General features: G+C 65.9%; 8 protein-coding genes. 4 read left to right on the top strand and 4 right to left on the bottom strand.

The window, feature by feature from the left end:
* Window positions 1-59: 59 nt before the first annotated feature.
* Window positions 60-686, bottom strand: a complete 627-nt coding sequence (locus tag ACLJO0_RS00280; protein ID WP_016330621.1) for a response regulator — start codon at window positions 684-686, stop codon at window positions 60-62.
* Between the two features lie 288 nt (window positions 687-974).
* Between ACLJO0_RS00280 and ACLJO0_RS00275 the strand changes: the two genes are divergently transcribed.
* Both ACLJO0_RS00275 and ACLJO0_RS00270 read left to right on the top strand, forming a co-directional pair.
* Window positions 975-5,006: an AAA domain-containing protein gene (locus tag ACLJO0_RS00275; protein WP_410576070.1), complete on the top strand. Its 4,032-nt coding sequence runs from the start codon at window positions 975-977 to the stop codon at window positions 5,004-5,006.
* Window positions 5,007-5,879, top strand: coding sequence for a hypothetical protein (locus ACLJO0_RS00270; protein ID WP_410576069.1), 873 nt, complete (start codon window positions 5,007-5,009; stop codon window positions 5,877-5,879).
* A 36-nt stretch (window positions 5,880-5,915) separates the two neighbouring features.
* Here ACLJO0_RS00270 and ACLJO0_RS00265 read toward each other — a convergent pair whose 3' ends face one another.
* Window positions 5,916-6,515 carry a thermonuclease family protein gene (locus ACLJO0_RS00265; RefSeq protein WP_410576068.1) on the bottom strand — a complete coding sequence of 200 codons (600 nt, stop codon included), beginning with the start codon at window positions 6,513-6,515 and terminating at the stop codon, window positions 5,916-5,918.
* On the opposite strand from ACLJO0_RS00265, the gene ACLJO0_RS00260 reads away from it, so the two are divergent.
* On the top strand, window positions 6,514-6,759 hold the full coding sequence (locus ACLJO0_RS00260; protein WP_410576067.1) for a hypothetical protein: 246 nt from the start codon (window positions 6,514-6,516) through the stop codon (window positions 6,757-6,759). The genes ACLJO0_RS00265 and ACLJO0_RS00260 overlap by 2 nt on opposite strands.
* Before the next feature lie 183 nt (window positions 6,760-6,942).
* Entirely contained in the window at window positions 6,943-8,508 is a 1,566-nt protein-coding gene (locus tag ACLJO0_RS00255) for a PolC-type DNA polymerase III (RefSeq protein WP_410576066.1), read from the top strand.
* A 139-nt stretch (window positions 8,509-8,647) separates the two neighbouring features.
* On the opposite strand, the gene ACLJO0_RS00250 is transcribed toward ACLJO0_RS00255, so the two are convergent.
* The gene (locus ACLJO0_RS00250; protein ID WP_410576065.1) at window positions 8,648-9,382 is read right to left on the bottom strand and encodes a hypothetical protein; all 735 of its coding nucleotides are present in this window, start codon (window positions 9,380-9,382) and stop codon (window positions 8,648-8,650) included.
* Between the two features lie 126 nt (window positions 9,383-9,508).
* Window positions 9,509-12,031, bottom strand: coding sequence for a M14 family zinc carboxypeptidase (locus tag ACLJO0_RS00245; protein ID WP_410576064.1), 2,523 nt, complete (start codon window positions 12,029-12,031; stop codon window positions 9,509-9,511).
* Between the last annotated feature and the right edge of the window lie 25 nt (window positions 12,032-12,056).

The following is a 12,056-nucleotide window of genomic DNA, read 5'->3' as shown; positions in this document are numbered from 1 at the left end:
TCGGGGTCGACCGGGACCTTCGCCCAAAACGACGGGGGGGGGGGTACCTTTTTCGCGCACTACCTGTCCCGGCGCGCGATCCACGCCGCGGCCTGCGTGCGGCGCTGCATGCCCAACTTCGCGAGGACCGAGGTCACGTAGTTCTTCACCGTCTTCTCGGCGAGGAACAGGCGCTCCGCGATCTCGCGGTTCGACATGCCCTGCCCGATCAGGTCCAGCACCTCGCGCTCGCGTTCGGTGAGGGAACCGAGTTCGTCCTCGGGCGGATGACGCAGCTTGTCGAGCACCCGCGCCGTCGACAGCGGATCGAGCAGCGACCGGCCCGCCGCGACCTCGCGGACCGCGTTGACGACGTCCTGACCGCGGACCTGTTTCAGCAGGTACCCGGCGGCGCCCGCCATGATCGCGCCGACCATGGCCTCCTCGTCGTCGAACGCGGTCAGCATCAGGCACTGCGGCGGGTTCGGCTTCGAGCGCAGCTCCCGGCAGAGCGCGATGCCGTCACCGTCGCCGAGCCGCACGTCGACCACCGCGACGTCCGGCTCGACGTGCATCGCCACGGCGAGGGCCTCGTCGACGCCGCTCGCTTCGGCGACGACCTCGATGTCGGGCTCGTCGGTGAGGAGGTCACGCAGACCGCGCCTCACCACCTCGTGGTCGTCGATGAGCAGCACCTGGATCGGCATACCCCCACGTTACTGGTGACATTGCCGTCGGAACCCGCTGGACCTGCACACACCCTGTGGTCGCCTGGCTCCATCTGAGTGATCTTCGTTCGAGAGTGTGACGTCTCCGCACGGGTGAACGACCCTTAGGCCAAGGAGGGGAGTGATCGTCTTTCGGAGCGGCATCCTCGGCGCCGCGTGCTACCGCGTCGCCGGAGGCTGTGGCATCCTGTAGGGCTCGCCGCAGAACGGCGGGCCCTGACGGTACGCCCGTCCAGGTCCGCAACCGTTCTGCGAGGGGAAAGCGGTATGACCGCACAGGTGGATCCGCGGCGTCACGCCGTCGTCGCGGAGAAGGCGGCCGCATGGCGAGATAGCCTGATCGACTTCGGGCCCCGTAACACGATGCTGTACTTCAAGAACGCCAAAGTGGGCAGCCTGGACCTGACTACCGCCGAGCCGGCCGCGCTCGTCGAACTGGCGAAGGGAAACAAGACCCGGCTGCGTCAGCTGTTCCCCGGCGAGACCGCTCACCGTGACGCCCGGACCAGAGCGCGTGATCTGGCCAAGCGGATCCAGCTGTTCGACGAAGAGCAAGGGATCGACGTTGGCCGGATCGCCTTCGGCCTCGTGCACACCAAGGTGGACCAGCATCGCGGCACGAGCCCCGTAAAGCCGCTCCGAGCGCCGCTGTTGCTCCGACCTGTCACACTCAAGGCCAGGACGGCTTCCGAGACCGACTACACGCTGGAAATCACTGACGAAGCCGAGATCAATCCAGTGTTGTTGCACGCCCTGAATCACCACTACGGGATCGACTTCGATCGCGCGACGCTGATCGAGCGGCTGGAAGCACACCTCGATCCGGCGATCGCGCACGGTGATCAAGTCGAACGGGTGCATGCCGAACTGGCCGCCGTCACGGCCGCTCAAAAAGTCGACCTGACCCTGGAGAACGCGACGGTTCTCGGAGCCTTCAACTACGCGAAACTGCCGATGGTTGAGGATCTCGCGAACGCGATGGACCTGCTGGTGGAACACGACCTCGTCGCGGCGCTCGCCGGCTATCAACCCGCCAAGGCAGCCCTTGACGAGGACGCCTCCGCCGCGAATCTGCCGCTGGTCGATCAGGTGAGACCAGACGCCGAATTCCTGGTTCAGGACGCCGACTCTTCGCAACACCGGGCCATCATGACGGCGTTGAGCGGTCAGCACCTCTTCGTCGAAGGGCCGCCCGGCACAGGGAAGAGCCAGACCATCGCCAACATCATCGCCGGGGCCGCGGCCGCCGGAAAGCGGGTGCTGTTCGTCGCCGAAAAACGCGCAGCGATCGAAGCCGTGCTGAATCGCCTCGACGAAGTCGAGCTCGATGGCCTGATATTCGACCTCCACCAGGACAAGATCAGCAAACGCCGGATCGCTCAGCAACTCGCCGAGAGCCTCGATCAAGTCGCCAAAGAACCGCCTGTCGAGGTGGAAGAGCTGCACGAGAAGCTCGTTCACGCGCGGGAGCGGCTGATCCGCCACTCGCACGAACTCCATCGGCGCCGGGATCCTTGGGGACTCAGCGCCTACCAAGTCCGGGAGCGACTCCTTGATCTCGCCGCCGCGCCGAAGATCCCGATCGCGTTTCGTGCCGCGCAGTTGCATGCGCTGACCGGCGAGACGGTCCGTCATTTCGGCAACGACCTCAAGAGCTTCGTGGAAGAGGGCGGACTGAGGATCCTGCGGAACTCCACGCCATGGGCGAAGGCGCCCGTGCGGAACGAGCAGGACGCCAGGCGCGTGTTGGCCGAGCTCGACCAGCTCGCCGACAAGACGTTGAAACGCGGACAGGACAACATGCAGCGGCTGCTCTCGCAGACCGGGTTACGGAAGCCGCAGGACATCGTCGGCTGGCAGGACGTGCTGGCCCTCCTCGACGCGGTGGAACGGAGCGTCGACGCCTTCGGACAGGACATCTTCGGTGTCCACCTCGACCAGTTCCACTACGCGACCGGAAACCGGGCCGCACGGGCGCGTTATCCCCAGCAGTTGCCATGGAAGCAGCGGCGAGACCTCGTGAAGCGGCTTCGGGGAATGTCCAAGCACGGGTTGACCAAGAAGCCCGCGCTGCACGCCGCCTTGAGCGAGGTGCTCCGGCAACGCCATCGGTGGCACGAGCTCGGTGGCGCGCACACTCAGCCGTCTTCGGTGGTGGGGCTGCAGGAGGTGATGCGCGACTACGCGGATCTGCGGCGTCAGTTGGCCTCTGTCGCGTTGTCGGCGCAACGTCCGGACCTCGAGTCGGGGCCGGCGGAAGTGATCGAACAGAACCTGGATGCGCTTCGCGACGACCGTGACATGTTGTTCAAGATGCCCGGGCTCAATGCCGCGCTCCGCCGTTTCGAGAGCTTGGGCTTGCAGGATTTTCTCAAGCAGATCGCCGACCGGGACCTCGGTTCCGAGGAGGCCTGGCAGGCGTTCCAGCGAAGCTGGCTTACGTCACTCGACGACGAGTTCAAACTCAGCGTTCCCGAACTCGCGCGATTCGTCGCCGATCGGCAGAGCCGGGTCAACGCGGAGTTCCAGGATGCCGACGTCAAACATCGAGAAACCTCGGCACGGCGGGTGCGCCGTCAGGTCGCGCGGAATGTGCGTGCGGCCAAGGACGACTATCCCGAACAGGCTCGCATCCTGAAACGTCAAGCCAGTCTCAAGACCAGGCACATGCCGACCAGGAAACTGGTCGAACAGGCCGCCGACGTGATGCTGGCGCTCCGGCCGTGCTGGGCGATGTCGCCGTTGGTGGTGAGCCGGATGCTGCCGGCCAAACGGCTGTTCGACCTCGTCATTTTCGACGAGGCCAGTCAGATCCGGCCGCCGGACGCGATCACGTCGATCATGCGCGGAGATCGCCTGGTCGTCGCCGGGGACGAGAAGCAGCTGCCACCATCGGACTTCTTCGATCGTGCCATCTCGGTCGAAGACGAGGAAGACGACGATCTCGACGGCAATCTCAGCGACTACGAGTCCATCTTGACCGCGCTTCGGCCGGTCATCCCGGCCAGTCAGATGTTGAGCTGGCACTACCGGAGCGAGGACGAACGGCTGATCTCGTTCTCGAACCGGGAGATCTACCGGGAAGGCCTGGTCACCTTCCCGGGGTCCGCGAAAGCGAGCCCCGTGTCGCTGGAGCTGGTCGACGGAGTGGTTTCACCAGGCCAGAGCGGCTCGTCACCAGCGGAGGTCGAGCGGGTCGTCGAACTAGTACTGGCACATTTCCGCGAGCACCCCGATGAGAGCCTGGGCGTGATCACCCTGGGAAGCAAACATCAGGCACGGATTCAGCGACGGCTGTTGGAGGCGCGGAAGGAACATCCGGAGCTTGACGAGTTCTTCTCCGACGAGATCGAACTCGGCCGCAGGTTCTTCGTGAAGAACCTGGAGAGCGTTCAGGGTGACGAACGGGATGTCATCATCTTCAGCATCGGTGTGGCCAAGGGTGCGAATGGGCGGGTATCGCGCACCAGCTTCGGCCCGTTCAATCACCAGGGGAGTGACCGCAGGCTGAACGTCGCGGTCACCAGGGCGAAGCGGCGGATGATCGTCGTCTCGTCCTTCAGCGCCGATGCCCTGGAACCCAGGCAGGACATCACCGGCACCGAGTTGCTGCGCCGGTACCTGGAGTTCGCGCAGCGCTTCGGCGACGTCGACCAGGTCGGGCGGCCGACAGCCGCCACGCTCAACGGGTTCGAGCGGGCGATCCACGACGCGCTGCGGGATCGAGGAATCATGGTCCAACCGCAGTGGGGTTTCTCCGGCTACCGCATCGACTTCGCGCTGGCCCATAGCGAGGATCCCGGCAGGATGATTCTCGCGGTGGAGGCCGACGGCCACCAGTATCACTCGTCTCAGAGCGCTCGGGATCGTGACCGGCTAAGGCAATCACATCTCGAACGGCTGGGCTGGACCTTTCACCGCTTGTGGTCTTCTGCCTGGTTCTCCGACCCGGCCAAGGAGACCGACAAGATCGTCGCCGCTTGGCGTCGAGCGCACGAACGCGTCGAACCGGAGCCGGGCCGCCCACCTGTCATCGAGCCTGAACCTGCCGCGATCGTGTCCCCACGTGGGCCGCGGCCACCGATCCCCGCCGGTTTGAAGATCACCGAGTATTCCGAGCGGCAGCTCATCGGGCTCTGCCGGTGGCTGATGACCGACCGGCTTCTTCTCGATCGGGATGACCGACTTCAAGAAGCCATGGCCGAATTGGGTTTCCGGAAGCGTGGGTCAGTGATCGTGGAGAGGTTGACCAAGGCCATCGAGATCGCGCAGCACCTTGCCGACAAGGAGGAGAACTGAATGTTCCCGCTGGATACGCGGACCGTTGACCGGCTCGCCAAGGTCGTCGTCGACCATGGTGGCGCATACGAGCGGAAGGGCTATGAGCTGGCGGTGCTGTTCAAGCAGGCAGGATGGGGTGACCCGCCGGAATATGATGGCTCGCCGAGGGTTCCCTGGTTCGTCGAGCAGCTGACGGATCGGCAGGACGATCAAGCGGCGATCACTCGGCTGATCTGCCGCGTCTGCGATCCCATCGAGTACGACGACGGATCCGCCACTTCCGAAGTGTTTCGTACCGAGGTCAACGCGATTCTCGAGGCGGAAGGCCTGGTGGTCGCGCTCGCCGCCGGTCGCCCGGTGCTCGGGGAACTGGGGAAGAACGGTGACCAGCCGATCTATTCGGAACCGCCGGACTTCCGTCGCCGCATCGAAGCGCTCATCGCAGATTCGCGTACCGTCGATATGCTCATGAGACGGTTGGAGGAGACCCGGATCTGCGAATCCGGTGGTGCGTACACGATGGCCATCATCGGCATCGGGAGCTTGGTGGAAGGTCTCCTGCACGCGTTGCTGACGGAGCGGGACACTGATTTGCGGACGAACGGTTTTCCCGATCTCACGCAGCGTTCGGGGGTGCAACAACGCGGTCGCATGAAGGCCGATCGTGTTTCTTTGCAGCTGCTGATCGAGACAGCGCATGCCAAGGACTGGATTCAGCTCGATGCGAAGAAGTTCACGGACACTGTGCGAGATTTCCGAAACTTCGTCCACCCTCGTAAAGAACTGTCGGAACGACCGCGGTTCGATCAGGACAGTGTCATGTTGTGCTGGGCGCCCGTTCACGCGTTGTTGAACGACCTGGAAGAGAACGTCCCGCCTGTAAAGGCGTAGAAACGAGGGGCTGCGCGAGCCGCGCAGCCCCTCGGGTCACTTGTCGCAGGCGGTGCCGTCCTTGTCGCCGTCGAGAGCGGGCCGGTAGCCCGGTTCGCCTATGTGGATCGGAGCGGCGCCAGCAGCCTTGGCTGCGGCGCAGTTCTTGTAGTAGACGTTCTTGTTCGGTTCCGGTTCCGGAGCCGGTTCAGGTTCAGGTTCCGGCTTGGGTGTTTCCTTGGGGGCCGGTTGCGCCGGGGGTGTGGGAGCGGGAGGTGCGGGAGCGTCGATCGTGCCGAGGCAGGGGGCTCCCCAGAGTCCTTTGCTCGCGTGACGAGCCGCGGTTTGTGCTTCCTGCAGCGCGGAGGAAGCCGCCTCGGCCGCGTACTTGACGTATCCCCCTTGGATCGCGGCAGTCGCGTAGTCGACGCCGTCGACCACCAGGGCGAGCGACACTCCTTGCGCGGTTTCGGCGGTGATCCGGACGGCCTTGCTGACCAGTGTGGCCGTGGCCCACGTCAGCGTTTCAGCGGCATGACAACCGATTCCGGTCCTCGGGCTGGTGACTCCGAAGACGCGTACGGACCTCTTGGTGCCATCGCTCGCTGCGATCTCGAGGGAGGCGGCGTCGGAAACGGCGGTCACGACGTAGGTCATGGGCACCGTGCTGGTGGTCGGTGCCGGCGTCGTGGTCGGAGTCGTGGTCGTTGGCTGGGCGATCGTGTTCCTGCTCGTCGGGGCGGGCCCCTCGCCGAATATCGCCCCGAGTACGAACAAGACGCCGAAAACGGCGAGGGTGATCTTGAGCCACTTCGGCAACCGTCTTTTCCGCGGTTGCGCAGGTTGGGGAGTGGGGTGCATTCAGGTATTCCTCTTCCGCGCCACGATGTACCGATCCTGACTTCGTGCGTCCTGCGATCGGTGTTACGCGATGAGTGCGCAACTGTCCATAATCACCCATTCGGTCGCGAGTGCGCGTCACAATCACGTCACGAAAGAAGATTTCCGTGAAACCGGTGTGACGAAAAGTCTTCTGCCGCCGATGTCATGGATCTCGTGACTTGGATGAAAAGGTGTGGCCTGTATGTCGGGTTTGATCGAGCTGATCCAGCTGCACTCGCAGGGGCGGTTCCCTGCTCGGTTGGCCGAGTTCACTGCTGTGGAAGTGAAGACCACAGGTCTGCGGCCAGGCCGCGTGATCGAGGTCGCCGCTGTGCGCTTTCGGGCCGACGGCCAGGTCTTGGCCGAGCTCAGCACCGTTGTCAATCCTGGTCAGGGGACCTCGCCCGGATGGGAATGGGCGCACGGCATCGCTCGTGAGGAGTTGGACAAGGCTCCCGCATTCGGAGCGATACTGGGACCGGTTCTGGATTTGTGCCGGGGTAGCGTCCTTGTGGCCCACGACCTGCCCCTTGTCCGAGAGTTCTTTTCCGCGGAGCTGGCCAGGGTGGGCGTTCAATTGCCCACGCTTTCTGGAGTCAGCACGAAAGATTCCGTGCGGGCGGTGATCAGGTTGCCGAATTACCGCCTTGGCACCGTCGCGCATGCTTTCGGGATCGATGGTCTTGTGGCGCGATCCGCGCTCTCGTCCGCGCGAGTAGCGGCACGCGTAGCCGGCCTTCTGATCGGAGCGCACGGCCTTGCCTTCGTCACGCCGCCTCGGATTCCTGCGATGCCGCGTTACGCGGCCGGAGGCTCCCCGCTTGCCCGGGGACTGATTCCAGCTTCGAGCGGGGGGTGGATGGCTGAGGCGGTCGAACGGGTACCGACTGACCCTGAGCTGGCCGACGCGGTCGACCAGGCCTATCTCGACCTGCTCGCCGCGGTGGTCGGTGATCGGCATATTTCACCCGACGAAACCTGGTCGTTGGCGGCTTTGGCGACGGAAGCCGGACTGTCCGACGAGGTCGTTCGCTCTATCCACACGAACTTCGTTTCCGCTTTGCGAGCCGTCGCGGAAAGCGATGGCGTGGTCACCGATGCCGAGATGGGTGAACTGTCGCAGGTCGCGAAGGCGTTGCAAGTCGAGGAGATTCTCGTCGGCATGCGGCCGGCCAAAGACGGCAACGACGCCGTCCGGGTTCTTGTCCTCGGCGCCAGCGCCCAGGCCGATGAGATGAGGGCGAGGGTCCTCGACGGGAACATGAGGCTCGCGAAGAAGCTGACGGCATCAGTGACCCACCTCGTTCACGACGCAACGATTCCGTCTGACGAGCCTCGGTTGAAGCGCGCGACCGAGCTGGGTGCGGAGGTACTCGATCTCGTGGCCGGCTCGGTCGCGCTCGGCTTCGCGGAAGCCGTGGAAACACCTCCGCCTGCGATCGCGGTCCTGCCACCGGCAGTTTCACCGAGCGGAAAGAGCCGACCGGCAGTGATGCCCCCTCAGCCGAATCCCATACTCTCACCTCGTTCTGGTCGGCAGGCGCCGCTAGAAGGGCGATCGACAGGCGTTCTCGTGTTGGGCCGTCTCATGATGGCCTTGGGTCTGGTTGTGATGTTCGTCGTAGTGATGGCCATGTTCGGCGGCTCGCCGTTGGTGGCGGGAATTCTCGGTGCGGCGGTCGGCCTTGCCTTTTTGCTCAGCGGCTGGTTGGTCGCGGAGGAGGGGAAAGATCCTCGCGCTCGAAAGCCCGTCGCCAACCGCTCCTAGCTTCGTTGTCTCATCGCCTGCGCGACCATCTCTTCCACTAGCGCCGACGGCAGCCCGGCCCGCTCGCCCAGCCAGCGCGCCCACGTCGACAGCAACGCTTGCGCGGCGGGGCGGACGGGGTCGTCCGACCAGTCGCCGATCAGTGCGCGGATATGGCCGAGCCGGCCCGGCGACACGGCGAACCACGTGGCGGGGATGCCCCCTCCATCCATTCGGCGGCCAGTTCTTCGACCACCAGATCGTCTGGCTCGTTGCCGAAGGTCTCGAGGTGCCAGGCTTTGACGGGCACGGCCATCACCGTCGGGTCGATGCCGGTGTAGTAGGAGCGGCTCGGCGGCAACCGCAGGCCGCGGTTCTTCAGCGCGGTGTCGAGGGCCAGGTATCGCCGCTCGGCGCGGTACCAATTGTCGAGGGCGGTGCGCGATTCGTCGCCGAGGAGATCCAGCGAGCGGTTGACGAGACCTTCCAGACGGCCTGGATCCGTGATCGGCTCGGGCGCCGCCGTTCCGCCGAAACGGTTCCGCCATGCGTCGGCCGCCTGATCGACGGAGTCGTAGACGCCACCACCACTGAGGCGAGGGATCCACGACGTGTCGATCTCGAACAGGTAGACCGTAGGAGCCGTGTCACCCGGGTAGCAGAAGGCCGCGAGTACGCCGAGGCGCGTTCCGTAGACGTCGTGGAGCTCCCAGACGTCGCCGGACGCCTTGATCTTCGCGGCCAGTCGAGGCCATTCGGGCAAGATCTCCGAGCGCAAGGCCTTCCGCAACCTGCTCACGCTCGCGCGTACGAACGACTCGAATCCCGGCGGGGCGATCGCACCCATCCCCTGCAGCGGTAGCCAATGCTCCTGGCGCGGCTCAGCGTTCGACACCGCGAGCACGACGGCTTCGAAGAACAGGTCGAAGTCCAGACCATACGTTCTCGTCCTGACGTGCCCGGTGTAGCTCGGCGCCGAGCAGTGAGGCCGTCGTTTGCTCGAGTTCGAGAGGGCCCCACGTTACTTCGCGGCGGCCCAGTAAATCGCCTTGGCCACCTGCGAGTACAAGCCCTTCGGGTGATCGCGGAACAGCGGCTCGGTGCCGAACAGCACCGCCCGCCCGCCGAGCCCCGAGGTCCCGGACACGACCGCGGCCTGTCCCGCCGCCTGCAGCGGCCCGCCCGTCCCGTCGTCCTTTGTCCGCCAATGCCCCGCGACCAGCGGATTCCCGCTCGCGTAGCGCTGCTCGACACTGACCGAGGAGCCGAGATCGGTGAACCAGAACGGTCCGTAGACGAACGAGTCCGGCAGCGCGCCGCCGCCGACCGGGCCGGTCCCGTTGACGACCGAGACGACGCCGTTCCCGTCTTCCCAGCCCGCCACTGGACGCGCTTCGAGAAGTCCCACGTCGGTGTTGAAACGGGCGCCCGTCGCGCCGCGGGTGACCACGCCGCCGCGGGAGAGGAAGGCGCGTAAGGCGTCTTTCGCGGCCGGGTTGAGGTCGGTGTACCGCAGTCCCGAAGAGACGAACAGCAGGTCCACCTTGGACCAGTCGAAGCCGGCGTTGAGCACCGACGCCGACACCGGCCGCACGTCGAAGCCCATGTCGCGCAGTGCTTTCAGCTCGTCCGCTCCGACGGCGGCCGCGATCGTCTTGCGGGTCAACGGCGTCGCCGTCCCGCGTGCTTCGGTGAACCGGACGCCGTAGCGGTCCGCCACCTCGGCGGCGGCCGGGCGCGCCGACGCGGGGACGACGATCGTGCCGTCGTCGGCGCGGCCGAGGGCGAGGCCCCGGTTCAGCAGGTCGTTGACGGCGCTGACGTCCTTGCCGTCGACGAGCTTCAGCGCGAGGTCACGGCCGGGCGCGGCGTCGATGCCGCCGGTCGGCGACGCCGCGACGACGTCGTGCGCCCGGACGTCGAGCCTGCCCTGCTTCACGATGTCGACCGACGCACCCCACAGCAGGCGATGGCTCCAGCCGGAGATGTCGTACATGACCGGCACCTTCGCCGAGATGTCGCTGCCCTGCTCCAGCATCACGTTCGCCAGACCGCGTTTCGGCTGGTGCATGTCGACCAGGTACGAACCGGCCGGATACCGGCGTCCGGCCAGCGAGAACGGGCGATCCGCCTGCCGTACGCGGATGTCGTTGGCCACCAGATGGTCGACGAGACGGGAAGCGGCGACGCCCGAACGCTGGTCCGCACCGTTGGGGATGACGTACGCGCGCGGGAACTCCGCGCGGTAGCGGTCTTCCTGCCCGAAACCGGGCACGAACCCGTCGGGGATCTCGCGTTGCGCTTCGCCCGCCTCGCCGCGGCGGAACATCTCGATCTGGTTCGCGATCAGCTCACCGCGATTGCGGTCGACGTAGTCCAGCGTGCTGCCGATGGTGGCCTCGACGACCTCGGTGTTGATCACCGCGCGCCGCCGCAGTTCCGGCACCGGCTGCGCCTCGTAATCCGCGTTGTTGACCCGCATCGGGACCTCGATCGTGAAGGACACCGCGCCGTGGTACATCGCGTACTGGGCGGTGTAGATCGGCGCCCAGCCGTCCCAGCTGCCGGGTTCGTAGTCGCGGAACGGGATCTCGGGTTTCGCCGTCTCTGGCCGTCCGAGTGCCTTGACCGCCTTCTCCATGCCGAGGCCGTTGGTGTAGCCGTGCTTGATGTAGAGGTCGAAGTCGTAGTTCTGGCCGTGCGGCGGGGTCGTCGGTTCGATGAGCGTGTTCTCGACGTAGCCGTGTTCGTCCAGCATCATCAGCGGCTGTTTGCCGATGGCGATCCCGCGCATGGCCCGCACCTCGGGCTGCGACGCGGTGACGAAGTCGCGGTTGGGGTCGAAGCCCTGCGACGTCTGCCGCGTGCCGGCGACGCGACCGTCCGGATTGGCCGTGACGTTGAAGTAGAAGCGGTTCCGCTTCAGCAGTTCGACGGTCTTGGGATCGTTCGACGTCGCCAGCTTCTCGATGACGCGGAGCGCGCCGTCGGTGCCTTCCCATTCGTTGCCGTGGATGTTGTTGTTGATCCACACCGGCGCCTTGTAACCGTGACGCAGGAACGGGTCGCGCGCGGCGCGGGCCGGGTCGTTCTCGATCAGCGAGCGCCACGCGTCCTGCCGCCGCGTCTCGCCCGGACGCTCCGGCGCGGTGAGCGTCACCAGGTAGAGGTCGCGGCCGAGGCCGGACTGCCCGGCGATCTCGACCGAGATCCGATCGCTGCGCGCCTGCAACGCGTTCAGCTTCGGCGCGATCGCGTGATACGGCGCGAGCCCGAGCTTGATCGACTTGTCGGCCGTGTTCTCCGGGAACACGCGCAGCTTGGTCTTGCGCGGATAACCGGAACGGTCGCCCGCGACGTTCTCGCCCGCCGCGGCCCGCGCGGCGCTCATCGGCGGGTCGGTCGCGGCGACGTCGTTGCGTTCCGGCCCGTTGCCGGGATCCCGGTGCGGCGACGTCGGCGGTGGCGCCGCGTACGACGGCGCGGCGACCGCGCTCAGGGACAGCATCAGGGCAAGGACCACGGTGCGAGCCGAACGCGACAAGGGCCACCTCCAGGGACGTCGGCCC

The sequence above is a fragment of the Amycolatopsis sp. lyj-108 genome (assembly GCF_046549005.1).
Lineage (GTDB): Bacteria > Actinomycetota > Actinomycetes > Mycobacteriales > Pseudonocardiaceae > Amycolatopsis.
The sequence above is the reverse complement of the archived record's forward strand: the minus strand, read 5'-3'. Positions and strand labels throughout refer to the sequence as shown.